Origin of the sequence: Bradyrhizobium sp. sGM-13 (assembly GCF_018398875.1) — a bacterium.
In the GTDB taxonomy this organism is placed as follows: domain Bacteria; phylum Pseudomonadota; class Alphaproteobacteria; order Rhizobiales; family Xanthobacteraceae; genus Bradyrhizobium.
In genome coordinates, this window is sequence record NZ_JAGWDK010000014.1 from 93512 (window position 1) to 119228 (window position 25717).

22 protein-coding genes are annotated in these 25717 nt (G+C 62.1%); 13 read left to right on the plus strand and 9 right to left on the minus strand.

The features are described from left to right. Positions 1-215: 215 nt before the first annotated feature. The 3 genes from KJQ96_RS21975 to KJQ96_RS21985 form a co-directional block, all read right to left on the minus strand. Positions 216-665, minus strand: coding sequence for an SRPBCC family protein (locus KJQ96_RS21975; protein ID WP_213288621.1), 450 nt, complete (start codon positions 663-665; stop codon positions 216-218). A gap of 214 nt (positions 666-879) precedes the next feature. After that, complete coding sequence (locus KJQ96_RS21980; protein WP_213288622.1) at positions 880-2232, minus strand: M23 family metallopeptidase; 1353 nt, start codon at positions 2230-2232, stop codon at positions 880-882. A gap of 113 nt (positions 2233-2345) precedes the next feature. Then, positions 2346-3131, minus strand: coding sequence for a peroxiredoxin (locus tag KJQ96_RS21985; protein ID WP_213288623.1), 786 nt, complete (start codon positions 3129-3131; stop codon positions 2346-2348). A gap of 216 nt (positions 3132-3347) precedes the next feature. Between KJQ96_RS21985 and KJQ96_RS21990 the strand changes: the two genes are divergently transcribed. Continuing rightward, positions 3348-7013 carry a DUF3971 domain-containing protein gene (locus KJQ96_RS21990; RefSeq protein ID WP_213288624.1) on the plus strand — a complete coding sequence of 1222 codons (3666 nt, stop codon included), beginning with the start codon at positions 3348-3350 and terminating at the stop codon, positions 7011-7013. 69 nt (positions 7014-7082) lie between these two features. Here KJQ96_RS21990 and KJQ96_RS21995 read toward each other — a convergent pair whose 3' ends face one another. Together KJQ96_RS21995 and bla are read right to left on the minus strand one after the other, a co-directional pair. Beyond that, positions 7083-7337 (minus strand): hypothetical protein, encoded by a 255-nt coding sequence (locus KJQ96_RS21995; RefSeq protein WP_156908477.1) that lies wholly within the window; start codon positions 7335-7337, stop codon positions 7083-7085. Between the two features lie 176 nt (positions 7338-7513). Continuing rightward, a complete protein-coding gene (gene bla / locus KJQ96_RS22000; protein ID WP_213288625.1) occupies positions 7514-8410 on the minus strand; it encodes a class A beta-lactamase in 897 nt (298 codons plus the stop codon). Positions 8411-8520: 110 nt separating this feature from the next. Here bla and KJQ96_RS22005 point away from each other — a divergent pair, with 110 nt between their 5' ends. Continuing rightward, positions 8521-9423 carry a LysR family transcriptional regulator gene (locus KJQ96_RS22005; RefSeq protein WP_213288626.1) on the plus strand — a complete coding sequence of 301 codons (903 nt, stop codon included), beginning with the start codon at positions 8521-8523 and terminating at the stop codon, positions 9421-9423. On the opposite strand, the gene KJQ96_RS22010 is transcribed toward KJQ96_RS22005, so the two are convergent. Both KJQ96_RS22010 and KJQ96_RS22015 read right to left on the minus strand, forming a co-directional pair. After that, positions 9424-10671, minus strand: a complete 1248-nt coding sequence (locus KJQ96_RS22010) for an MFS transporter (protein WP_213288627.1) — start codon at positions 10669-10671, stop codon at positions 9424-9426. A 260-nt stretch (positions 10672-10931) separates the two neighbouring features. After that, on the minus strand, positions 10932-11942 hold the full coding sequence (locus KJQ96_RS22015) for an AraC family transcriptional regulator (RefSeq protein ID WP_213288628.1): 1011 nt from the start codon (positions 11940-11942) through the stop codon (positions 10932-10934). 530 nt (positions 11943-12472) lie between these two features. Between KJQ96_RS22015 and KJQ96_RS22020 the strand changes: the two genes are divergently transcribed. The 3 genes from KJQ96_RS22020 (at position 12473) to KJQ96_RS22030 (ending at position 14670) form a co-directional block, all read left to right on the plus strand. After that, positions 12473-13159 (plus strand): MBL fold metallo-hydrolase, encoded by a 687-nt coding sequence (locus KJQ96_RS22020; RefSeq protein WP_213288629.1) that lies wholly within the window; start codon positions 12473-12475, stop codon positions 13157-13159. 51 nt (positions 13160-13210) lie between these two features. Next, positions 13211-13846 (plus strand): DUF1326 domain-containing protein, encoded by a 636-nt coding sequence (locus KJQ96_RS22025; RefSeq protein ID WP_213288630.1) that lies wholly within the window; start codon positions 13211-13213, stop codon positions 13844-13846. Between the two features lie 140 nt (positions 13847-13986). After that, positions 13987-14670 (plus strand): DUF1326 domain-containing protein, encoded by a 684-nt coding sequence (locus KJQ96_RS22030; protein ID WP_213288631.1) that lies wholly within the window; start codon positions 13987-13989, stop codon positions 14668-14670. 104 nt (positions 14671-14774) lie between these two features. Here KJQ96_RS22030 and tyrS read toward each other — a convergent pair whose 3' ends face one another. After that, entirely contained in the window at positions 14775-16028 is a 1254-nt protein-coding gene (gene tyrS, locus KJQ96_RS22035) for a tyrosine--tRNA ligase (protein ID WP_213288632.1), read from the minus strand. 177 nt (positions 16029-16205) lie between these two features. Between tyrS and KJQ96_RS22040 the strand changes: the two genes are divergently transcribed. Both KJQ96_RS22040 and KJQ96_RS22045 read left to right on the plus strand, forming a co-directional pair. Beyond that, a complete protein-coding gene (locus tag KJQ96_RS22040) occupies positions 16206-17306 on the plus strand; it encodes an anhydro-N-acetylmuramic acid kinase (protein WP_213288699.1) in 1101 nt (366 codons plus the stop codon). A gap of 117 nt (positions 17307-17423) precedes the next feature. Further along, on the plus strand, positions 17424-18104 hold the full coding sequence (locus KJQ96_RS22045; RefSeq protein WP_213288633.1) for a glutathione S-transferase family protein: 681 nt from the start codon (positions 17424-17426) through the stop codon (positions 18102-18104). 115 nt (positions 18105-18219) lie between these two features. Here the strand turns inward: KJQ96_RS22045 and KJQ96_RS22050 are convergent, their stop codons facing one another. Continuing rightward, positions 18220-18867 carry an alpha/beta hydrolase gene (locus KJQ96_RS22050; protein WP_025589847.1) on the minus strand — a complete coding sequence of 216 codons (648 nt, stop codon included), beginning with the start codon at positions 18865-18867 and terminating at the stop codon, positions 18220-18222. Positions 18868-19144: 277 nt separating this feature from the next. Here KJQ96_RS22050 and KJQ96_RS22055 point away from each other — a divergent pair, with 277 nt between their 5' ends. The 6 genes from KJQ96_RS22055 to KJQ96_RS22080 all read left to right on the plus strand — a co-directional run bounded on the left by KJQ96_RS22055 (position 19145) and on the right by KJQ96_RS22080 (position 25717). Further along, entirely contained in the window at positions 19145-20299 is a 1155-nt protein-coding gene (locus KJQ96_RS22055) for a cysteine desulfurase family protein (protein WP_213288634.1), read from the plus strand. An 88-nt stretch (positions 20300-20387) separates the two neighbouring features. Continuing rightward, positions 20388-21884, plus strand: a complete 1497-nt coding sequence (sufB, locus tag KJQ96_RS22060; protein WP_028346272.1) for a Fe-S cluster assembly protein SufB — start codon at positions 20388-20390, stop codon at positions 21882-21884. Between the two features lie 125 nt (positions 21885-22009). Beyond that, complete coding sequence (gene sufC, locus KJQ96_RS22065; protein ID WP_213288635.1) at positions 22010-22762, plus strand: Fe-S cluster assembly ATPase SufC; 753 nt, start codon at positions 22010-22012, stop codon at positions 22760-22762. A gap of 17 nt (positions 22763-22779) precedes the next feature. After that, a complete protein-coding gene (gene sufD, locus KJQ96_RS22070) occupies positions 22780-24105 on the plus strand; it encodes a Fe-S cluster assembly protein SufD (RefSeq protein WP_213288636.1) in 1326 nt (441 codons plus the stop codon). After that, positions 24102-25349: a cysteine desulfurase gene (locus tag KJQ96_RS22075; protein WP_213288637.1), complete on the plus strand. Its 1248-nt coding sequence runs from the start codon at positions 24102-24104 to the stop codon at positions 25347-25349. The genes sufD and KJQ96_RS22075 overlap by 4 nt, the downstream gene beginning before the upstream one ends. Beyond that, positions 25346-25717 (plus strand): SUF system Fe-S cluster assembly protein, encoded by a 372-nt coding sequence (locus KJQ96_RS22080; RefSeq protein WP_028346267.1) that lies wholly within the window; start codon positions 25346-25348, stop codon positions 25715-25717. Before KJQ96_RS22075 ends, KJQ96_RS22080 begins: the two co-directional genes overlap by 4 nt.

Here is a 25717-nt window from a genome sequence, read left to right on the forward strand (position 1 = left end):
TCGCCATCGCACAAGGTCATGCCTGCAGCCCGCATCAATCACAATTGGCGCCGGGCAACAATGCCATTTCGGCACACGGAATAAGTGTATGCTTGCAAGCGCTGAAGCGGCTTGCGAGACAGCGGCGAGGCGTGGGAGGCCTTCGACATCATAACCGGCGAGGTCGGACACTAGAGGAGAAGGCACCACAGCGTGATGCCTCCTCTCGACCGTCACTATTCCGGAATATTCGGCTCCACGAGCAACGCGAGTTGGGCAAGCGATTGCTGCCAGCCGAGATAGCAGGCTTCGACCGGGATCACCGTCGGCAAGTTTGTCTGTTCGATATTGATCTCGGTTCCGACCGAAACCGCTTTCAGGGTCACCGTGACCTCGATAACGCCGGGCAAATTGGGGTCGTCGAAACGATCAGTGTAGCGGATTCGCTCGTTGGGCACGACCTCCAGATATTCTCCGCCGAACGAATGGCCGGCGTTTGTGGTGAAATTCGTGAACGACATCCTGAACGTGCCGCCGACCTTCGCTTCGAATTGGTGGACCTTGCAGGTGAAACCGTAGGGCGGCAGCCACTTGGCCATGGCTTCCGCATCGAGGAAGGCGCGAAAAACCTTCTCCGGCGTGGTGGCGAAGACGCGATGCAAACGAACGGTATTGCCTTGGGACATGATGTTATTTTCTCCATTACTGAGCGGAGTATATCGCGGGATTGGGTTGGGTTTGCTCAGTCTCTGCCACAAGGACGCCTGGCCTCCATGCGATCCGACATAGGGCCAGAAAAAATTTCACCGACGCGGACGCGCCGGTTCCATTCACATGCCGGTAGACCGCCGACGTATTCCGCCATCAACGAGCAAGCACGCTGATTCTGACGGCGCGATACTAGCCTGAGCTCAGCCGCACGCCCGCGCGCAGGAATTTCTGCGGGTCGACGGCGTCGCCGTCGATTCGTGTTTCATAGTGCAGATGCGGACCGGTGGAGCGGCCGGTTGAGCCGACGGCGCCGATGACCTGGCCGATCTTGACGAAGTCGCCGACCCTGACGTGAATCTCCGACAGATGGCCGTAGCGGGTCGACAGGCCGTTGCCGTGATCGACCTCCACCATACGACCGTAACCGCCCATCCATCCCGACGACACCACCTTGCCGTTCGCGGTGACGCGCACCGGATCGCCGGTCGCGGCCCGGAAATCGAGGCCGGTATGCATCGCGGGTCGACCGAGGAAGGGATCGCTGCGAACGCCAAAGCCCGAGGTGAATTCGACCTCGCCGACGACAGGTTTGCGGTAGGGCACCAGTGCGAGCGTCGCGTTGAGGCGCTGCATCTGGACGCGGGTGAGGTTGATCCGGTTGAGCTGGCGTTCGAACGCACCGGCATCCGCCGGCAGCTTCACCGGCACGAACGGGCCACCAATGGCCGAGCGCGGCGTTGCGGCTTCGAGCTGCGCCATGTTGAGGCCGAGATCGGTGAACACGCCACGCATGCGGCGCAGCCGCGATTCCATGCTGTCCTCGACCGAGCTCAAGGCCGCCATCTGCCGCCGCTCGACGGTGTCAAGCGAGGTCTGCAGGCGGACCAGGACGTTGTCGACGCCCTGAACCTTGGCGAACTGATTTGGCTGCGGCTTGGCGACGGCGGGCACGCGAGATTCCAGCCGGGCCTCGCGATCCGGCGGCGCCACGAAGATCACGGTGTCGCTGATCGGCGAGGGTTTTAGGCTGCCGGAAGCGGGCGTCTCCACGGCCACGCCGCGCGGTGGAGGCCGAATCGAACCGGTCGCCGCGATGTCCGGCATCGCGCCAAGGGCAGTGGCGCGCGATTCGAGTGCGGTCTGGCGGCGCATGATCTGGTCGAGCTTCTGATCGAACTGTTCCTGATCGAGCAACTGGCGGCTGGTCGTGCGGTCGACCTTGGCGCGCAGCTCCGCGATGCGGTCTTCATAGGCGTACTGCATCTCGGCTTGGCGAGCGATCAGCCGGGTCAGGACGTCGTCGCGAAACGCGAAATAGGTGGCAGTGGCGGCCGACCACATGCCGAGCAGCACGATCGTGCCGACAACGATCCAGAACACGACCGGGCCGAGCCTGACCTGCTTGCCGGCATGGACGATGGTGTAGCTGTTACCGTCCAGCGCTGCGGCCTTTGCCGCGTGGGGTGCCGGGCGGCGGGGCGGCGTCCGGCCATGATCGTGGGGATGATGGTGATCGGCATAATGACCGGAACGGTACGACATTGGCACTCCCGCGCCGGTCGGAAATCAGCTCCGTTCGGCTCAATCTGCGTGCCGATTTGACCCGTTCATGGTTAATTTTTGGGAAATGGAACCTGCCGATCAGAACCTGCCGATCACATGGCGCGAATGGCAGCCAGCACCTCCTCGGCATGACCATCGACCCGCACATTGCGCCAGATTTTGGCGATCCGTCCGTCGGCGCCGATCAGAACAGTTGTTCGAATGATCCCCATGAAGGTCCTGCCGTACATCGATTTTTCGCCCCATGCGCCATAGGCCTCAAGCATCTCATGTTGCTCGTCCGAGATCAGAGGAACCGAGAGCTGGTGCTTGTTCCGGAAGGATTCCTGGGCCTTTACGGTGTCGGCCGAGATCCCGAGCACCACCGCTCCCGCATCGGCAAATGCACTATCGAGCCGCGTGAAGTCGATCGCCTCCCGGGTGCAGCCGGGCGTGTCAGCGCGGGGATAGAAAAACAGCACCAGCTTCTTGCCGGCATAGTCTGCCAGCGAAACACTGCCGCCTCCATCGCGCGGAAGGCTGAACGGGGGCGCCATGGCCCCTTCGGCCAGTCCGGTTCCGGCAACTGGCTTCGGCATATCCGATAGATTGGATTTTATTAACTCTTTCGATGTCGGCTTGTGCGACGCTTTGGCTGAAGCGGTCTTGACCGTCTTAGCCGGCTTCTTGGCCAGTTTCTCGGCGGCTGCCTTGGTGGCGGTTTTGGCGGCCTTGCTGGCTGACTTGGCGGCAGGCTTTTTGGTCAATGCCGGCGTACTGCGGCGGGCGATCTTGCTGGCGGCCTTGGCGGCAGTCTTGGCCGCGGCCGGTTTTGCCGCGGAGGCCTTGCGGTTCTTGGGGGATGCCATGGAGGATTTCTTGCGCGTTTTCTTGGACATACGCCTTCCTTTCGTCGCTTTCCGCAGATCAACCATTAGGGTATTGCGGGTCTCGCCTTTGACTGTCGGATTCGCTCCGGCTGCTGGGCAAGTTTGATGACCCCGGAGTATGGTTACAAGGAATTCGACGCTACCCCCGTCCGCTCGTCGATGGGACCGCCCAATCAATCCTTGGGCCCGACCACGAGTAACAGTATTAATCGAGGATTGGCAGCGATGCCGGCACAGGAGCGCTCGATACCGATCGAAGAGTGCGCCCTGGGCGGCGATCAATCTCAGCGCCGGCACCGAGAGGCAATGGCTAGGAATACTACGCCCAAGGGGTCGAATCCGCGTGCCGAGGCCCAGCAATGGGATGACGCGGCGGGTTGGGAGCAGGACGAGGCGGCGGGCTATCGTGCGCGACGGCTGTTGTCGCGCTCCAATTCCCGATTCCACCGGTTCAGCGACAGATTTGCAACGTTGCAGCAATGGATGACCGGCGAGCGCTGGGTCAAGCGCGTGGCGATCGTGATCGCCGTGCTGGCGGTGATTTTCACCGGTTGTTTCGGCGGTCTGTGGTGGCGGCTTGGGGCCGGGCCGATCAATCTCGACATGGCGACGCCGTGGCTGGCGACCGCGATCGAAGACAATATCGGCCATGGCAACACGGTCGAGGTCGGCGGTACGCAGATCGAGCGGGCCGGGCGGATTCGAATCGCGGTGCGCATCCGCGACATCGTGGTCCGCGACCGTGACCAGGTCGTCGTCGCCACCGCGCCGAAGGCCGAGGTGAAGTTGTCGGGCATGGCGCTCCTGATGGGGCGGCTGCGCGCCGAGAGCCTCAATTTGGTCGATGCCGAACTTTCGGTGCGAATCACACCCGATGGCCAGGTGACGGTGTCTGCCGGCGATACCGCCAAACCGCTGGCGACCGGCGTTGCCTCCAAGCGCGATGCCGGCATGGCCCCGACATTCCCCCGCCAGCCGCCTGCGCCGCCTCAGGGTGCTGCTGCGACGGCTCCCGATACCACGCAGAGCGGATTGCTGGCCGGCCTCGATTGGCTCGACAGCCTCAGCCTGACCGGCCTCGACGGCCAAAACCTGAACGAGATCGGCCTCAAAAACGGCAATCTCATCGTCGACGACCAGCAGCGCGGCAACAAATGGAATTTCGAGAATATCAGCCTCAGCATGCGCCGTCCGAGCGGCGGCGGGGTTGCGGTGAGCCTTGGCGAGCAAGGTGCGCATCCCTGGTCGCTCAAGGTCGTGGTCGGACCGCAGCAGAACGGCGTGCGCTCGGTCGATCTTCGCGCCGACAAGGTGCCGGCCGCCAACATCCTGCTGGCGATGCGGGTCAAGGACCTGACCTACAGCGCCGAGCTGCCGCTTTCCGGCGAGCTGAAGGGCGAACTGGGCCGCGACGGCCTGCCGACCTACTTCCGCGGCAAGATCACTGCCGGCGCCGGGAACCTCATCGACAGCGATACGCCTGACTATCCGATGCCGATCGATTCGGCGGAGATGAGCGTCGAATGGGATGCCGGACGGCGCGTGCTGGTCGCGCCCTTCAAGGTCATTTCCGGTTCGAACCGGATTACGCTGCTCGGCCATCTCGAGCCGCCGAACGGTGCCACCACCGAATGGCAGGCCGGTCTCAGCGGCGGCACCATCCTGCTGGCTGGCACCGACAACGAACCGCCGCTGATCTTCAACCGGATCGCGATCGGGCTGAAGTTCGACACCGACCGCAAGCGCGTGCTGCTCACCCAGGCCGATATCAGCAACGGCGAGATCGGCGTCGCCGGCACCGGCAGCATCGACTATGCGAACGAGGCGCGTCTCCAGCTCGGTTTTGCGGGCACGCCGATGTCGGCATCCGCGCTGAAGCGGATGTGGCCGATCCTGATCGTGCCCGAAGTGCGCGAATGGGTGATCGAGCGGATCGAGCGCGGCACGCTTCAGCGCATCGAGGTCGGCGTCAATTCGCCGGTGCGCAATCTGTCGCGCAAGGGGCCGCCGATTCCGGACGACGGCCTGGCCGTCAACATCGTCGCCTCCGGAGTTACCGCGCGTCCAGTGGATGACATGCCCGCGGTCCGCGATGCGGATTTGAAAGCGCGCGTTACCGGGCGAACGGCGACGGTGACGATCGGGCAGGGCGTTGCCGACACGCCCGCCGGCCGCAAGATCAACATTTCCGATTTCACGTTCGAGGTGCCGGACATGGCGCCGAAGCCGTCGCCCTCGCGGGTGAAATTCAGGGTCGATGCGTCCGTGCCGGCAGCGGCCGAGATTCTGGCGTCCGACCGCATCAGCGATCTCTCCGGCACGCTGATCGATCCGAACGCCAGCAAGGGAAATGTTGCCGCCATCATCACGCTTGGCATGCCGGTCAAGGGCTCGATGACCAAGGCCGACACCACCTACACCGTGATTGCCGATCTGGCCGGGTTTGCCGCCGACAAGCTCGTGATGAACCAGAAGCTGGAATCCAATACGCTCAAGGTGCTCGCCAACAACGCGGGCTACCAGGTCAAGGGCGACGTCAAGATCAATGGGCAACCGGCTTCGCTGGACTATCGCAAGCCGAGCGAGGGCGACGCCGATATCAAGCTGCAGGCGACGCTGGATGATGCCAGCCGCGCGCGTCTCGGGATCGATCTCGGACCCGCCGTGAGCGGCTCGATCCCGATCAAGGTGGTCGGCAAGATCGGCGAGAACGACAGTCGCGTCGGCATCGAGGCCGATCTGACCGCGCTGCGGCTCGACAATATCCTGCCGGGCTGGGTCAAGGTGCCCGGCAAGTCGGGCAAGGCGACGTTCAATGTTGTGAAGAAGGAGCAATCGACGCTGTTCCAGGACATCGTGGTCGAAGGCGGCGGCGCGTCGATCAAGGGATCGCTCGAGGTCGACCAGAACGGCGATCTGCTGATGGCGAGCTTCCCGACCTACGCGCCGTCGGACGGTGACAAGACGACATTGAAGGCCGAGCGCGGCGCCGACGGCGTCGTGAAGGTCACGATACGCGGCGACGTGTTCGACGGCCGCGGCTTCCTCAAATCGGCGATCTCAGGCAGGGATGACCCCAAGAGCAAATCGCGGAACATCGACCTCGATATCGACATCAAACTTGGCGCGGTCGCGGGCTTCAACGGCGAGGCGCTGCGCAGCGTCGATAGCAAGTTTTCCCGCCGTAACGGCATCGTTAGAAGCTTTACGCTGTCCGGCAAGGTCGGGCGCGACACGCCTATGACGGCCGATCTGCGCGGCCGCGGGCAGGGACAAGGCCGCGACATCATCATCCTGCAGACCAATGACGCCGGCGCGTTCTTCCGTTTCACCGACATGTACTCGAAGGTAATTGGTGGCCAGCTCTCGCTCGCGATGGAGCCGCCAACGGTCGAACCGAGCGCTAAGGAAGGCCTGATCAACGTCCGCGACTTCTCCATCAAGGGCGAGGCTTCGCTCGACCGTGTGGCAGCAGGTGGTTCTACCGGCACTCAGAGCGGCGTTTCCTTTACGGCATTGCGAGCCGAATTCACCCGGCAGAATGGACAGCTCACGATCCGCGATGGTGTCGTGAAAGGACCGATGGTCGGGGCGACGATCGAAGGCAGCATCGACACAGTGGCCAATCAAGTTCGGATGAGCGGTACCTTCGTTCCAATGTACGGATTGAACAATATGTTCGGCCAGATTCCGGTGCTCGGGCTGTTCCTCGGCGGCGGCAGCAACGAGGGCCTGATCGGCGTCACCTATGAAGTGGTCGGCACCCCCGGCCAGCCGGTGCTGCGCGTCAATCCTATCTCGGCGATGGCGCCCGGCGTGCTCAGAAAGATATTCGAGTTCAACACCGGCAAGCAGAACAACACCCCGATCGAACTCCCGCCGAACAATTAGACAGCCACCGCCGCAGGCGGTGGACGATCGAATGCAAACTTCAGGGTGGGAAGCTGCGTTCGGCTGACATCACTGCTCTGGTCTGCTTGCCAGACAAGGATCCAACAGGACATGGTTGGCGTCGCGTCGTCGATATCCGCCTCTTACGATGACCCTGTCGCCAACCGCCACGCCGTTGGATTGGTAGGTCACGCACATGATCCTGATATCCGGCGGTGAGCACAGCACGAGATACCACAAGACTTGATCCGTCTGCACCGCTGTGAGACTGCCGACCGCGGAGAGATCGATCCGGTAGTCAAGTTCAGGAATGCCGTCCGCCATCCGCCTCACATCTCTGCAGTCGGCTGGCGTCCGCGCCGGCTGCTCTGCTTTGGAAAATGCAGGCCTGCCGGCAAAGATATCCTCCGACGCGATCGATGGAGCCGAACCAGGCCCAGCAAGGCACAATACGATGGTCGCTACCGATAATCCGGCAGTTGGTGTGTGCATTGGGCCACCTAGCCAGATGCCTTGGCCGAGACCGCCCGCGCGACCGACGCCAAAATGGCGTTTTGCTGCGTGGCCGAAACAGTGGAGCCGGTCAGATAGGCGGTGATCACGATGGGCGCCTTGCCGGATGGCCAGATCACAGCGACGTCATTGTTTGTGCCTCGGGCACCAGTGCCGGTCTTGTCGCCGACGCGCCAATCTTTCGCAAGACCTGCACGCAGTCTCGTATCGCCGGTCTTGTTGGCGATCAGCCATGCCGTCAGTTGCTCGCGCGATGCAGCCGACAGCGCTTTAGTCCCAAGGATCAGCGCTTGCAAATTCGAAGCCATCGCATTCGGTGTCGTGGTATCGCGGGGATCGTCGAGCAAAGCCTCGTTGAGCGAGGGCTCATCCCGGTCTAACCGCGTGACGTTGTCGCCGAGGCTTCGTGCAAAGGCCGTCAGCCCCGGCGGTCCGCCGATGCTGGCCAGCAGCAGATTGCCGGCCGTGTTGTCGCTGAGCGTCACCGCCGCCTCGCAAATTTCAGCGAGCGTCATGCCGTCGCCGCCAACGCGCTTTTCGGTTATGGGCGAGTACACGACGAGCGCGGACGCGTCGAAGGTAATGCGCCGCGTCAATTGTTCGTAGCCGGCATCTACCCGCGCCAGGATCGCGGCGGCTGCCAGCATCTTGAAGGTGCTGCACATCGGAAAGCGCTCGTCACCCCGGTGGGCATGACGAGTATTCGTTGCTGTGTCGAGGACACAAACACCGAGCCGGCCGCCGCTCTCGCTCTCCAGACGCTTGATCTCGTCGATCAGTCGTTGATTTGCGGTCGATGCGCGTATCGCTTGCCGGGCGCTCAAAGCAGTCGTTATCAGCGCTGCGCCGCATCCAAGCTGGAACTGTCGTCTCGTGATCACCATGAATCCCTCCTTGCTGCGCGCAGGAAGGTGCCGCCAGGCCGTTGCCTTGACAAACGATGAGTTCTGCGGGCAGGCATAAGAAAAACTAGGGACGAGCAATGCGGCGCCGGATGAAGCTTTCGCACCTTCCGCTCAATGCGCTACGGGCCTTTGAAGCGACAGCGCGCCATCTCAGTTTCACCCGTGCTGGCCTGGAGCTTCGGGTTACACAGGCGGCCGTCAGCCAGCATGTGAAAGTGCTGGAGAACCGGCTCGGCGTACAGTTGTTTCGCCGGCTACCCCGCGGCGTTGCGCTCACCGATGAAGGACAGTTGCTGCTGCCGAGCATTGTCGAGGCCTTCGGCCGGCTCACCGAAACGCTCAATCGTTTTGAAGACGGCCACTACCAGGACGTCATCGCGGTCGGTGTGGTCGGTACCTTCGCTTCGGGCTGGCTGTTGCCGCGGCTCGATACTTTCAGGAAAGCCTATCCACGGATCGATTTGCGCCTGTTCACCAACAACAATCGTATCGACATTGCGGGTGAAGGCCTCGATTACGCTATCAGGTTTGGCGATGGCCTTTGGCACGGCACCGAGGCGACGCACTTGATGGCAGCGCCATTTACGCCCTGCTGCGCGCCTTCGCTGGCTCGCAGGCTGAGCCGGCCGGCCGATCTCAAGCGCGAGGTGCTGCTGCGTTCCTACCGACAGGAGGAATGGCCGCGATGGTTTGCCGCGGCGGGACTGCAGAGTCCGGTCCTCAAGGGAATGGTATTCGATTCATCCATCACGATCGCCAGTGTAGCGGCGCGCGGTTTCGGCGTTGCGTTGTTGCCGGCGGCATTGTTTCAGGACGAGATCCGCCAGCGGCGGCTGGTACGTCCGTTCAAGATCGAAGTCGCGCTCGGTGATTATTGGATCACGTCGTTGCACTCCCGGCGACCGACAGCCGCAATGCTCTCATTCAAGAGCTGGCTGCTTGAAACGATCGCGGCAACAAAGACGAGCCCTGGCAAGCAGGCCGGGACGTAGCTATCGCCGCAGCGCTGGCACGACCAGGAACGGAATCATTCCGAGCACCACGGCCACCAGCGCGAATGCGATCACAGGGTTGTAGCTGTGGGTCCAGTCGTGGATCAGGCCGCCGGCCCAGGCGCCGAGCCCCGAGCCAAGGCCGCTGCCGATCGAGATCGTGCCGTAGATGGTGCCGACCCGTTCGCCGCGAAAGATATTCATTGCGGTTGACGTGATTAGCGGGCCGCGCGAGCCGATCATGCTGCCGAAGGTCACGACGAAGGCGCCGAGCAGCCAGAAGTTCGGATAGAACTGCAGCAGCCAGAGCAGGATGATGCCGACGATCGAAATGGCATAGCTGAGCAAAACCGACGGCCTTCGTCCGATCATTGCATCGAGTTGGGTCACGCCTAGCATGCCGAACAGCAGCACGACGCCGGAAAAGCCCCAGGCGGTTGCGGCCTGCAGGGGTGGGAAGCCGGCATCGATCAGATAGGCGACGATCTGCGCCGCAAGCGCATACATCCCAACGGCCGTAAAGAAGAAGGTCGAGAACAGCGCCCAGAATGCGTGGTGGCGCATCGCGCTGCCGAGCGTCCAGCCACCGTCGACGAAATCGGAATCGGTCTTTTTGGCGATATGCGGCGAGCCCGTGGAGAACAGCCGCCATGGCAATAGCAACAATGGCAGCAGCAGGCATAGCGCAATGATACCGAAGGTCTGGTAGGCGCCGCGCCAGCCGATGTGATCGATCAGAAGCTGCGACGCCGGCAACAGCAGCAGCACGCCCGCTCCGGCGGCGGAGTACACCACCGCCATCGCGGTAGCCAGTCGCGGGCCGAACCAGCGGCCGAGCAGGATCGAGTTCGGCACGTTGCCGATGAAGGCGATGCCGATCCCGAGGGAGACGCCGACGCTCAGCTGGAATTGCCACAGTGCCTGCGCGCGCGACGCCACCAGAAACGCCCCGCCGAGCAGCAGCAGTCCCAGCGAATAGACGGTGCGGGGGCCATAGCGGTCGAACAGCCGCCCCACGACCGGCGCCGTCAGCCCGCCCGCCAGCCAGGTCAGCGAATAGACCGAGACCACTTCCGCGCGGTCCCAGCCGAAATTCTCCGAGATCGGTTTGAGGAAAACCGTAAAGCTCTCGCCGAGGCCGCGGCCAAGCAGCGCCAGCGTGAAGCACAGTGCCAGCACGTTGAGCGCCACGCGCCCCGGCTTGAGCGGCTGGGTCGACGCGTCTGCCTCTGGCGCTTTCTGTTCCATGACGGGCAGGGAGCGCGTTTCCGCCGATACCGCAAGCCTCAAAAATGAATGCGCCTATGCAGGCCTGATTAGGGGCGCGTACTCGTAAATCGAACTCGATTGGTGGGGGCTGTGTCCGTCATGCCCCGGTAGCGACCAAATTCCGCATCGCAACGAAATGACGCGATGTGCCACAAGGGGACCTCAGCACGAAGCTACTCGGTTGATTTGGTGGATCGACTGAACGCAGCAAACGTAATTGCTGGCTGGAGCTTCCCAAACTACGGTTGCTTCCGTTGCTGCTGCATCCGACTTCTCAGCGTCTCCGAAGGACTCTCCCCAAAGTACGCGCAGTACGTGACCGAGAACCGGCCCATGTGGGTGAACCCCGTGCTCAAGGCAATGTCTGTGACATTCGCTTCCGGATCGGCCCGCAGCAGGGCCTGACGAACTTGCCTCAAGCGGGCGTTCCGTAGGTAGCGCATCGGCGAGACGCCCTTGAAAGCTTTGAAGTGCATAAAGAGTGTTCGGCCCGCAACGCCGGTCGCCGTAACTAGGTCGGCCACTGTAACTGCCTGGTCGAGATGGGCTTCGATATAGTCGACCGCGCGCCTCACGTCACGCGGCGCAATCGGCCTCTCGAGGCGTCGCAGCGCGTTGCTATAATTGTGCGGCTGCGACAGCAGCAGTGCGGTAATAATGAACTCCTCGAATTTGCTCACCGTCGTCGAACTCCAGAGCACCGATCCCGCCTGTTCGAGGTCCGCTATGGCCATGAGCACGTAGCGTGCCAGGCTGCGGCCGTACCCGGCGGCGAGGTCGATCGTGGGCGCAAAGTCGAGGGGAGCGGCTGGTGGCTCGCCGAGTAGGGCGGCAAGCTGACCTGTAAGGCTGGATTTGGTCAGAGACAGTTGGATGCGGCTACTGTCGGCCTCCGATACCAGCCGACAACTCTCGCGCATCGGCGAGATGATCGTGGCGAGGTTCGGATTGCAAACGATACTGTCACGGCCAATCTTGGCTTCAAGGTGCCCGCGAAGCGGCAGGTGGATCCAGGTGTCCGTGCGGGTAGGGCTCGGCGACAGAACGACCGATGCGCCGCCATATTGCGCGTAACCCATGTAGAGGCCCGGCATGTAAACGCCGTTGAGGCGCGCATCGAGCTGACGGGCCTGCCGCCCCGCGATGTCGAAGCGGTAGCCTTTCGCGCGCAGGAATGCACCGGTCTCTTCCACATTGCGGCTGTGGAAGATGGGCAGCCGCTCCAGAAGCGGCGCTGTGCCAAGCTGCATGCACGCCTCCGTGTTGATCGAGCATACCACGCATATCGAGGCATGGGCACCGGGGAGCGGGAATGCTCCGATCATTCTTGCAGTTTCTGGATAATGGTGGTTGGCGCTTCCCGTAGGCGATTTCCGCGTTTTACGCGCTTTCTGGATAGGCCCTCGCGGCAATCGGATATCTAGCACCCAAATGCGCCAGTTAAGCTTGCGCCCAACGGGGGTGCCTATCGGCAGGGTGGCTCATCAAGGAGGGAAGCGTCGTGATTGCACGGCATGTTCACAGAATAGCTAGACGCCAATTTCTGGGTGAAACGGCTGCAGCGGCTTTGGCGGCAGCTGCGTGTGCGTCTTTGCCGCGGCCGACAACAGCAGCCGTCCATACGGTATCGGTCCACAAATCAGGTAGCCTCGAGACTCTGGTCATAAGCGATGGCCATTTCTACCTTCCAGCGGGCTTTCTCGTGACGCCGGACTCTCCGCCCGCGGAGCGCGAAGCCGCCCTGAACGCAGCCGGACAAACTGGCGAACGGCTCCAGCTCGTGAACACTGTCGCGGTGATCCGTAGCCAGTCCGATGTGGTCCTGGTCGACACGGGCACCGGCCCGCGCCATCAGCCGACGGCGGGAAAGCTTGCAGAGAACCTCAAAGCTGCCGGCATCCCACCTACGGCCGTTACCAAGATCGTCCTGACCCACGGCCATCCCGACCACCTCTGGGGCATCCTCGACGCGAATGACAACCCGATCTATCCGAATGCGAGCTATCTCGTTTCGGCCGCCGAATGGAATCTTTGGGCCGACCCGGATGTGATGCGAAGGTTGCCGGCAGTCTTGGCAACCAGTGATCGCATCATCAACGGCGCCAAGAACCATTTCTCGCACGTCAAGGACAAGATAAGGACCGTACGGGATGGCGATGAGATTGTCAGTGGCGTGCGGGTCATCGATACGCCAGGGCATACGCAGGGCCACATCTCGGTCGAAATCTCCGGTGGGGACGGTCTCGTCGTCGTTGGGGACGCGCTTACGCACGCTGTGATCTCATTTCAGCATCCGTCGTGGCCGGTGCCAGCCGACCATGAGCCCGATCGGGGCATCTCGACCCGCCTACGCTTGCTTGATCGACTCGTCAGTGACAAGCGCCTGCTGATCGGCGCTCACCTGCCGTTGCCTGGCACCGGCTTTGTCGAGCGCAAGGATGGCGCCTATCGCTTCGTTCCGACTTGAAGCTCGTGCAAAGTCGAGTTGAGCATCATCGCTTTCGGAAGGCGCAGTGAGATGGCTGATCAATGGCTATTCAAGAGCGAGACTTATGATAACTGCAATTGCTCAGTGAGCTGCGGGTGTCAGTTCAACGAGCCCACGACACACGGAAATTGTCAGTTTGCCTATGTCGGCACCGTCGTTGCAGGTCATTTCAATGGCACGCCGCTGGCGGGCCTGAATTGGTCGCTGCTCTGCATATTCCCCGGCGAGATCGAGGAAGGAAACGGCAAGCGCCAGATCATTATCGACGAGCGTGCGGATGAAGCTCAACGGATCGCTCTCGAAACGATTATATCGGGTAAGGCATGCCGGCCACTCAGCAACCATTTTTCCGTTTTCGGTTCCCTATGTACGGAGTTTTTCGAGACACTTTTCCTGCCGATCAATCTCGATGTGAATCTCCAACTCAGAACCGCGAACGTCGACATCCCGGGTGTTGTGAAGAGTGTCGGCAGACCAATCATCAACAAATTCAATGGCGAGCCCTTCCACATTGCACTGGCACGGCCGTCCGGCAGCTTCGAGTTTACCTATGGGGAAATTGGGCGAGGCACGACCTCGGTAGGCGGTGATATGGAGATGGCGTTCAAAGATTCATGGGCGCTATTTTGCGTGCACCACTACAACCAGGATGGCTTGATCCGCTGAGTGATGACGGCAGAGAGCTTAGCCGGATCGAATTTGTTGTGTTAGCTGAGCCTCGAGCTGACATTGGTCGGCTGTAGAACGGTCGGGTCTTGTTGCCGATGTTTCTCTGCAAGACTCCTCAGCAGAGGAGGGTGACGACGATGGCGGACCAATGGGTTTTCAAGAGCGAGACTTATGATAACTGCAATTGCACCATGAATTGTGGCTGCCAGTTCAACTTGCCGAGTACTCACGGCTACTGCCAGTCGGCCTTCGTCGGCACCATCGTCGAAGGCCATTTCAACGATACGCCGCTCTCAGGCTTGAACTGGGCTGCGCTGTACAAGTGGCCCAGCGAAATCAAGGACGGAAACGGGCGGCGCCAGATCGTAATCGACGAGCGTGCAGATGAAGCTCAACGGATCGCGCTTGAAGCGATTATCTCAGGCGACGCATGCCAACCATTGAGCAATCTCTTCGCCGTATTCGCGTCCACATGCTCGGAATTTTGCGAGACGTTGTTCCTGCCGATTGATCTCGATGCAGACCTGGAACTCAGAACCGCGAGGGTAGAGATACCCGGCGTCATGCGGAGCACAGGCAGGCCGAAGATCAACGAGTTTACCGGTCAGCCATTCCACATTGCGCTGGCGCGCCCTAGCGGCAGTTTCGAGTTTACCTACGCAGAAATCGGGCTGGGTACCACGTCGGTCACAGGGGACATGGAAATGGCGTTCGAAGATTCATGGGCGCACTTTTGTGTTCACCACTTCAATCAGGATGGCTTGGTCCGGCAAAGATCAAGGCTCACCGCATGGCTTGGGCATATGCGTTCCGTTGAATGATGCTATGCGTCTAGAAGCATGCCTCCGGAGATGTCTCTGAACGTGAGCGGGCTCGCGCACGTCAAACTCGCATCAATCCGAATTTGGCTGCGCGAGTCCAAGCCTTAGGCCGGCCTGAGCAGGACGTGCTTTTTCTTCCCCATGGAAAGCTTGATGACGCCTTCCGGAGTGAGGTTGGAGGGCGTGAGAACCATCTTCTCGTCGGTCACGGCGGCATCATTGACGCGCAAGCCGCCGCCCTTGATCTGGCGCCGTGCCTCGCCATTCGAGGTCACGAGCCCCGCTTTCACGAACAGCCCCAGCACGGCCGCGCCGGCCTCGAGTTCGCCGCGCGAAACCTCCACCGTGGGCAGGTTCTCCGCGATCGCGCCCTGTTCGAACGTTTGCCGGGCGGTTTCGGCAGCGGTGTTCGCGGCGTCGCGGCCATGCAACAGCGCGGTCGCTTCCGTCGCCAGCACCTTCTTGGCCTCGTTGATCTCGCCGCCTTGCAATGCCGCGAGCTTCTCGATCTCGCTCATCGGCAGGGTCGTGAACAGCTTTAGAAATTTCACGACGTCGGCGTCCTCGGCGTTGCGCCAATATTGCCAGAAGTCGTAAGGCGAGAACTGGTCGGCGTTGAGCCACACTGCGCCTTGGGCGGTCTTGCCCATCTTGGCGCCCGACGCGGTCGTGAGCAGCGGTGTGGTCAGCGCGAACAATTGCGGCGTGCCCATGCGGCGGCCGAGATCGACGCCGTTGACGATGTTGCCCCATTGATCGGAGCCGCCCATCTGCAGCCGGCAGCCGGTACGCCGCGCCAGCTCGACGAAGTCGTAGGCCTGGCAGACCATGTAGTTGAACTCGATGAAGCTCATCTCCTGCTCGCGCTCGAGACGGAGCCGCACCGAGTCCATCGTCAGCATGCGGTTGACGGAGAAGTGCCGCCCGACGTCGCGCAGCATTTCGATGTAGTTCAGTTTCGTCAGCCACTCGGCATTGTCGAGCATGATGGCATCGCTCGGGCCCGAACCGTAGCGCAGTACCTTCGCGAACACGCCGCGGATCGAGGCCTTGTTGGCCTCGATTTCCTCGATCGAGCGGATGGCGCGCGTTTCGTCTTTGCCGGAGGGGTCGCCGACCATGGTGGTGCCGCCGCCCATCAGGGTGATCGGCTTGTTGCCGCTCTGCTGCAGCCAGTGCAGCATCATCATGGTGAGGTAATTGCCGATATGGAGCGACGGCGCGGTGCAGTCGTAGCCGACATAGGCGGTCGCCTGGCCCTTGGCGGCCAGCGCGTCGAGGCCCTCGAAATCGGAGCATTGGTGGATGAAGCCGCGCTCCTGCAAAACGTTCAGAAAATCTGATTTAAATTTGGTCATGGGCGGGCGCTTTGATCATTCTATTTTCACTGTAATTGTAACCAGTTGCGGAACCATGGCCGGAACAGGCTGCCGCAAGGCCGGGCGCTGTGGCATTATAAGATGTGCGTGTTTGGCACAAGCTGGTCGTCGTCGGCGGGACGTATCGAGCAGGGCGTTTCAAAGGCACAATCGACCATGATGTTGACGGCATTAGGTTTGATGAGCGGAACCTCGCTCGACGGGGTCGACGTCGCTTTGATCGAAACCGACGGCCGCCGGGTGAATGCGCTCGGACCGTCCGGATACCGGCCCTATACCGATACGGAGCGCGGCCTGTTGCGGCAGGCGCTGTACGAGGCCGCCGACCTGACCGATCGCGCGGCGCGGCCCGGCTGCCTGCGCGAGGCCGAGCGTGTCGTCACGTCAGCGCATGCCGAGGCGGTCGCCGCCTTTACCGCGCAACACCGGATGCGCTTCGACGACATCGACATCGTCGGCTTTCATGGCCAGACTGTGCTGCACCGGCCCGAGAAAAAGCTGACGGTCCAGATCGGCGACGCGCTGACGCTCGCCAAGACGATCCACATTCCGGTCATGTACGATTTCCGCGCCGCCGATGTCGAAGCCGGTGGGCAGGGCGCGCCCTTTGTGCCGGTTTATCACCGCGCGCTCGCCCAATCGCTGGAGTGGGAGGGGCCGACCATCGTGATCAATATCGGCGGGGTCGCCAACATCACCTATATCGACGGCGACACGCTGATCGCCTGCGATACCGGGCCGGGCAACGCGCTGCTCGATGATCACATGTTCCGCCGCATGAACCAGCGCTTCGACACCGAGGGCCGCACCGCCGCGCTGGGCAGGGTCGATGCGGCATGGATCAACCGTGCGCTGGAGATGCCGTTCTTTTCGCTGCCCCCACCGAAATCGCTCGATCGCAACGATTTTGCGGGCCTGAAGCTCGGCGATATGGCGCCCGAGGATGGCGCGGCGACGCTGACCGCCTTTACCGTCGCTGCGATCGCCCGGGTGGTGCCGTTGCTGCCGAAGGAACCCAAGAACTGGATCGTGGCCGGCGGCGGCGCCCGCAACCTGACCATGCTGCGGATGCTGCGTGAGTGTCTGGCGCCTGCGACTGTCCGGGCGGCGGACACCTTGGGCTGGGCCTCAGACGCCATCGAGGCGCAGGCTTTCGGATTTTTGGCGGCGCGGGGCATGAAAGGCCTGCCGCTGAGCTACCCCGCCACCACTGGGGTGCCGCTCCCGATGACCGGCGGCATCATTGCGCGACCGTGACGCGGTTCAAGATATGTTGATGCAATTGCATCGACCTTGACGACTGCATGCAGATGCATCTAATTTAGATGCAGATGCATGGAGCGAGGCCGGCCGGCCTTCGCGTTGGAGGTCGTTATGGCGCAGAAGCTCACGTTGATCAGCCACAAGCTTTGTCCCTATGTGCAGCGCGCCGTGATCGCGCTGAACGAAAAGGGCGTTCCGTTCGAGCGGGTCGACATCGATCTCGCCAACAAGCCGGACTGGTTCCTGAAGATTTCGCCGCTTGGCAAGGTGCCGGTGCTGGTCGTGACCGGTGCCGACGGCAAGGAGGTCGCGCTGTTCGAAAGCAACGTGATTTGCGAATACATTGAGGACACCCAAGGCGGCGCAAAGCTGCATCCGCAGGATGCGCTCCAGCGCGCGCAGCATCGCGCCTGGATGGAGTTCGGGTCGACCATTCTGAGCGAACTCTGGGGCTTGGAGACGACGGGCGATTCCGCGATCTTCGAGAGCAAACGGCAGGCGGTCGCCGCGAAATTTGCGCAGGTCGAGAAGACGCTCGGCACGGGTCCGTTTTTCGCGGGCAAGGGCTTTAGCCTGGTGGACGCGGTGTTCGCGCCGATCTTCCGCTATTTCGACGTGTTCGATGAGTTGACTGATCTCTCAGTGTTCGCCGATACGCCGAAGGTCCGCGCATGGCGCAAAGAGCTGGGGAGGCGGCCGAGCGTACGCACCGCGGTGGGTCGCGACTATCCGCAATTGCTGCACGCGTTCCTGGTGCGCCATAACGCCCATTTGCTGAAGTTGGCGGCGTGAGACCGGCGTGATCGTAGGATGGGTGGAGCGAAGCGATACCCATCGACACCGCGGCGTCCGATTGATGGGTTTCGCGAAGGGCTCAACCCATCCTACGTAGCTGCCCGATTGTCGCTCAGCGGACGTTGGCAAGCCGCATGTCGAGATAGCCGGTCACCGTCTCCATCAGCGGCTCGAGCTTGCCGTCGAAGAAGTGATTGGCGCCCGGGATGATCTGCTGATCGATCACGATGCCTTTCTGCGTCTTCAATTTCTCGACGAGCGTATTGACGTCCTTTGGCGGCACCACCGCGTCCTTCTCGCCGTGCACGATCAGGCCCGAAGACGGGCAGGGCGCGAGGAAGGAGAAGTCGTAGAGATTGGCGGGCGGCGCGATCGAAATAAAACCCTCGACCTCGGGACGGCGCATCAAGAGCTGCATGCCGATCCAGGCGCCGAACGAAAAGCCCGCGACCCAGCAGGCGCGCGCTTCGGGATTGATGGTCTGCGCCCAGTCGAGCGCGGAGGCTGCGTCCGAGAGCTCACCGGTGCCGTGGTCGAATGAGCCTTGGCTGCGGCCGACGCCGCGGAAATTGAAACGCAGCACCGAGAAGCCGCGATGCGCAAACGCGTAATAGCACTGGTAGACAATCTGGTGATTCATCGTGCCGTGGAACTGCGGATGCGGATGCAGGATCATCGCGATCGGCGCATTCTTCTGCTTGGCCGGATGATAACGGCCTTCGAGGCGGCCTGCGGGGCCGGTGAAAATTACTTCAGGCATTGATGATCCCTAGGCAACGGACGTGATCCGGGCGGAAAAGAATGTGATCATGCGTCGTTGGGCGATGCGCGAACGGGCGCTCCCGTGAACTGGTTGCGGCCTTCTAGCATGAGGCGAGGGGCAAAAAGCAAGCATCTTGAACATCTCGAAGGCTGTTCAAGGCGTTAGCTTGCGATTGTACGAGACGGCACGATGCCCAATTGCCATAAGGCGCTTTGCGCGGGCACTGGGCCTGCCTCGTGCTGGCCGCCGAAGGTGTAGGTAATATTATACAGACATGACCAACCGGATCTATCTCGACTGGAATGCGACGACGCCGCTTCGCCCCGAAGCGAGGAAGGCGATGGCGGCCGCTTGGGACCTGGCCGGCAATCCGTCCTCGGTGCATGCCGAAGGGCGTCAGGCACGCCGGCTGGTCGAGGACGCGCGGGCTGCAGTCGCGGCGGCCGTCGGCGCCCGTCCGCAGGATGTGGTGTTTGCTTCCGGCGGCACCGAAGCCAATGCTATGGCGCTGGCGCCGGGATTGCGCAGGAGCAAGGGCTCGCCGGTCCAGCGACTGGTGGTGTCGGCCATCGAGCACCCCTCGGTGCTGTCAGGGGGACGGTTTCCGGCCGATACGATCGCGGCCATTAAGGTCTCCCGCACCGGCTTGGTCGACCTCACCCATCTGCGTGCGTTGCTTGCCGGAGGGCCGCCGGCGCTGGTGTCGGTGATGCTGGCCAACAACGAGACCGGCGCCATTCAACCGGTCAGCGAAGTCGCTGACATCGTGCATCAAGCGGGCGGGCTGCTGCATGTCGATGCGATCCAGGCACTCGGCAAAATGCCGTTCGATATCAAATCGATACGGGCCGACCTAATCACCCTGTCTGCGCACAAGATCGGCGGTCCCAAGGGCGTGGGGGCGCTGGTTCTGGCCGAGGCGGTGCAGGGGCTGGAGCCGCTGCTCCGCGGCGGTGGCCAGGAGCTGGGCCGCCGGGCAGGAACCGAGAATGTGGCTGGTATTGCAGCCTTCGGCGCTGCGACCAAGATAGCCACGGCCGAGCTGCCGGCTAGTGCCGCCAGACAGCAGGGCCTGCGTGAGCGCCTTGAGAAGGGGCTGAGCCAAACACCTGAAATCATTGTGTTTTCAGAGGATGCGCCGCGTCTACCTAATACGACGCTGTTTACTGTTCCCGGGCTTCGAGCCGAGACGGCGGTGATCGGCTTCGATCTCAGCGGTATTTCGGTCTCGTCCGGTTCCGCCTGTTCCTCGGGCAAGGTGCAACCGTCCCACGTTCTGGCCGCCATGGGGTTCGACGGCGAGCTGGCACAGGGAGCGGTGCGGCTCAGTCTGGGCTGGTCTACCACGGAGACAGACATTGATTTGGCCCTTCAGGCTTGGCGAAAGCTCGCCGATGCCTTACTTAGAGGGCGACGAAACACGGCTTGAAACGTTCTAAGTAAGTTTCGCCGGAACGTTTCGTCACCGATTTGCAATTGTTCCACCGCGGTCCTTGAAACCGCGAGCGGAGGATGGAATGCCAGCCGTACAAGAGACGGTCGAGCGCGTACGGCGCATCGACGTCGATCAATATCGATATGGTTTTGAGACGCTGATCGAGTCCGACAAGGCCCCCAAGGGTCTCTCGGAAGACACCGTCCGCTTCATTTCCGCGAAGAAGAACGAGCCGGCCTGGATGCTGGAATGGCGTCTGGAGGCCTATCGCCGCTGGCTGACCATGACCGAGCCGACCTGGGCGCGCGTCAACTATCCCAAGATCGACTACCAGGACATCTATTACTACGCGGCGCCGAAGCCGAAGAAGACGCTATCGTCGATCGACGAAATCGATCCCGAAATCCTCAAGACCTACGAGAAGCTCGGCATTCCCTTGCGCGAAGTCGCCATTCTCGAAGGCGTCGAGCCCCCGCCCGGCGGCGAGCCGTCGGCCAACCGCAAGATCGCGGTCGACGCGGTGTTCGATTCGGTTTCGGTGGCGACCACCTTTCAGAAGGAGCTGAAGGCTGCCGGCGTGATCTTCATGCCGATCTCGGAGGCGATCCGCGAACACCCCGAGTTGGTGAAGAAGTATCTCGGCACGGTCGTGCCGACCTCGGACAATTATTTCGCGACGCTGAACTCGGCGGTGTTCTCGGACGGCTCGTTCGTCTACGTGCCGCCGGGCGTACGCTGTCCGATGGAGCTGTCGACCTACTTCCGCATCAACGAGCGCAACACCGGCCAGTTCGAGCGCACGCTGATCATCGCCGACAAGGGCTCCTACGTCAGCTATCTCGAAGGCTGCACCGCACCGCAGCGCGACGAGAACCAGTTGCATGCGGCGGTCGTTGAACTCGTCGCGCTCGACGACGCCGAGATCAAATATTCGACGGTGCAGAACTGGTACCCCGGTAATTCCGAAGGTCTAGGCGGCATCTACAATTTCGTCACCAAGCGTGGCGACTGCCGCGGCAACCATTCGAAGATTTCCTGGACCCAGGTCGAAACCGGTTCGGCGATCACCTGGAAATATCCGAGCTGCATCCTGCGCGGCGACAATTCGCGCGGCGAGTTCTATTCGATCGCGATCTCGAACGGTCACCAGCAGGTCGATTCTGGCACCAAGATGCTCCATCTCGGCAAGAACACGTCGAGCCGCATCATCTCCAAGGGCATCGCGGCGGGCGTCTCGCAGAACACCTATCGCGGCCTCGTCACCGCCCATCGCAAGGCGACGGGCGCACGCAATTATACGGCCTGCGACTCGCTTCTGATCGGCGACAAATGCGGTGCGCATACCGTGCCTTACGTCGAGGCGAAGAACTCGTCGGCGACCTTCGAGCACGAAGCGACGACGTCAAAGATCTCCGAGGACGTGCTGTTCTATTGCACCCAGCGCGGGCTCTCGCAGGAGGAAGCGGTTGGTCTCGTGGTCAACGGTTTCGTGAAGGACGTGCTGCAGCAACTGCCGATGGAGTTCGCAGTTGAGGCGCAGAAGCTGATCTCGATCTCGCTCGAAGGATCGGTGGGATAGCGACCTCATCCTGAGGAGGCCGCGTAGCGGCCGTCTCGAAGGATGAGCGGAAAGATTGTGGCCACGTCCTTCGAGACGCGCCTGGCGGCGCTCCTCAGGACGAGCGGTGAAAACGGAAAAAAGACATGTCATTGCTTGAAGTGAAAGACCTGAAGGTCCGCGTCGAGGATAACGAAATTCTCCACGGGCTGACGCTGACCGTGAACCCGGGCGAAGTCCACGCGATCATGGGACCGAACGGCTCCGGCAAATCCACGCTGTCGCACGTCATCGCCGGCAAGCCGGGTTACGAAGTCACCGATGGCCAGATCCTGTTCAAGGGCGAGGACCTGTTGGAGATGGAGCCCGACGAGCGCGCCGCCAAGGGCGTGTTCCTGGCGTTCCAGTATCCGGTCGAAATCCCCGGCGTCGCCACCATGAACTTTCTGCGCACCGCGCTGAACGCACAGCGCAAGGAGCGCGGCGAAAGCGAATTCTCCACGCCGGACTTCCTGAAGAAGGTCCGCGAGGTCGCAAAGTCGCTCAACATCCCGCAGGACATGCTCAAGCGCGGCGTGAATGTCGGCTTCTCCGGCGGCGAGAAGAAGCGCAACGAGATTTTGCAGATGGCGCTGTTCGAGCCTGCCGTCTGCATCCTCGATGAAATGGATTCCGGCCTCGACATCGACGCGCTGAGGATCGCGGCCGATGGCGTCAACGCGCTGCGTTCGCCCGATCGCGCCATGGTCGTCATCACTCACTACCAGCGGCTGCTCAACTATATCGTGCCTGATTTCGTGCACGTGATGTCGAAGGGCCGCGTCGTGAAGAGCGGCGGCAAGGATCTGGCGCTGGAGCTCGAGGCTTCCGGCTATACCCAGTTCGAAGACGCGGCCTGACGGGAAGCGGATTTGTGATGAATGTAGTTCTGGCAAAAAACGAGACCGGACGCGCGCTGAGCGACAGCTTTGCGCTGGCGCGCGATCGGCTGCCGGGCGGCGGCAAAGTCGCCGAGGCGCGGAATACCGCCTTCGAGGCCTATGAGCGCGTCGGCCTGCCGCACCGACGGCTCGAGGAATGGAAATACACCGATCTGCGCGCGCTGATGCGCGAAGTGCTGCCGCTGGCGGCAGCACCGGATGCGGCCGCGCTAAAGCAGGCTGCTGCCGCCGTGAAGCTGCAGGCGATCAAGGGTGCCCGCCGGCTGGTGCTGGTGGACGGCGTGTTCGCGCCGAAGCTCTCCGAATTGGAGGGGCTGGAGAAGGGCGTTACCGTCCGCACTTTGCGCGACGTGCTGGAAACCGGGGACGCCGCGCTGCAGACGCAGTTGTTCACGCCCGACAATGCCAATCCGATGGTCGCGCTCAACAGCGCGATGATGACCGACGGCGTGGTGATCGAGATCGCCGATGGTATCGTGCTGAAGCAGCCGCTGCAGGTCATTCATGTCGCGAGCGGCGCCACGCCGGCTGCAATGTTTACCCGTTCGCTGCTGCGTCTCGGCAAGGATACCGGCGCGACGCTGGTCGAGAGCTACATCGCGGCCGAGGGTGCGAAGGCCTATCAGGCGCATGACTCCCTGATCGTCGCAATCGGCGATAATTCGCGGCTCGACCATGTTCGACTGGTCGAGGATGGCCGCGACGCGTTCAACATCTCCTCCGCCGTCATCACGCTAGGCGCCCACGCGCATTTCAACACCTTTGGCATGACCTCCGGCGCCGCCGTCAGCCGCTATCAGGCGACGATTGCGTTCGCCGGTGAAGGATCCCGCGTCGAGACCAACGGCGTCAATCTGCTCAACGGGCGCCAGCACGCCGACACCACGTTGTTCATGGATCACGCGGTGCCGCATTGCGCCAGCCGCGAAGTGTTCCGCGCCGTGGTCGATGACCGTGGCCATTCGGTGTTCCAGGGCCGCATCATCGTGCGTCCCGATGCCCAGAAGACCGACGCCAAGATGATGACGCGGGCACTGCTTTTGTCCGACGACGCCGAGGCCGACAACAAGCCGGAGCTCGAGATTTTCGCCGACGACGTCACCTGCGGCCATGGCGCCACGACCGGCGCGCTCGACGAGAGCCTGCTGTTCTACCTGCGTGCCCGCGGCCTTTCCGAGAAGGAGGCCCAGGCGCTGCTGATCCAGGCCTTTGTTGGTGAGGCCATCGAATCCATCGTCAACGACGATCTGCGCGAGCTCGCAATCGCCGCCGCGCAGCGTTGGCTGGAGGCACGGGCATGACCCAGCATCCAGCGGTCAAGAATGGCGCCTATGACGTGGCCCGCGTGCGGGAGGATTTCCCTGCGCTGGCGATGAAGGTCTATGGCAAGCCGCTGGTCTACTTCGACAACGCCGCCTCCGCGCAGAAGCCGACCGCCGTGCTCGATCGCATGACGGAAGCCTACAGAAGCGAATACGCTAACGTACATCGTGGCCTGCACTACCTCGCCAATGCCGCGACGGAAGCCTACGAGGGCGGCCGCGCCAAGGTGGCGAAATTCATTAACGCAGGGCGTAGTGAAGAAATTATCTTCACCCGCAACGTCACCGAGGCCATCAATCTGGTGGCATCTTCCTGGGGCGAGCCTAACATCAAGCAGGGCGACGAGATCGTGCTCTCGATCATGGAGCATCACTCCAACATTGTGCCCTGGCACTTTTTGCGCGAGCGCCATGGCGCCGTGATCAAATGGGCGCCGGTCGACGACGACGGCAATTTCCTGATCGAGGAGTTCGAGAAGCTGCTGACGCCGCGCACCAAGCTCGTCGCCATCACTCAGATGTCGAACGCGCTTGGCACCTTCGTCCCGGTCAAGGAAGTCGTGAAGCTCGCCCATGACCGCGGCATTCTGGTGCTGGTCGACGGCGCGCAAGGCGCTGTGCATTTGCCGATCGACGTGCAGGACCTCGATTGCGATTTCTATGCCTTCACCGGCCACAAGATCTATGGCCCGACCGGGATTGGCGCGCTGTACGCCAAACATGAGCACCTGGTCGCGATGCGGCCCTATAATGGCGGCGGCGAGATGATCCGCGAGGTGGCAAAGGACTGGGTCACCTATGGCGATCCGCCGCACAAGTTCGAAGCCGGGACGCCGCCGATCGTCGAGGCGATCGGGCTGGGCGCTGCGATCGATTACGTCAACTCGATCGGCAAGGAGCGCATCGCCGCCCACGAGCACGATCTTTTGAACTACGCCCAGGAGCGGCTGCGCGAAATCAATTCGCTGCGTCTGATCGGCACCGCGCGCGGCAAGGGGCCGGTGATCTCCTTCGAGATGAAGGGCGCCCATCCCCACGACGTCGCAACCGTGATCGACCGGCAGGGAATCGCGGTGCGCGCCGGTACCCATTGCGTGATGCCGCTTTTGGAGCGGTTCAATGTCACAGCCACCTGCCGGGCGTCGTTCGGAATGTATAATACCCGGGAAGAAGTCGACCATCTGGCACAGGCGCTGATCAAGGCGCAGGATTTGTTCGCATGAGTGACACGGCCGAAGTCAAAACCGCCAACATGGAAACCAACTCGGCGCTGCCGCCGGAGGAGACGGAGCGGCTGGGCACCGAAATCGTTGCCGCGCTGAAGACGGTGTTCGACCCGGAAATTCCGGCTGACATCTACGAACTCGGCCTGATCTACAAGGTCGACCTCAAGGACGACCGCAGCGTCGATGTGACGATGACGCTGACTACGCCGAACTGTCCCGCGGCCGGCGAACTGCCGACCATGGTGGAGAACGCGATCGCCAGCGTGCCTGGCGTCGGCGTCGTCAATGTCAATCTGGTGTGGGATCCGGCCTGGACGCCGGACCGGATGTCCGACGAGGCGCGCCTCGTCCTCAACATGTGGTGA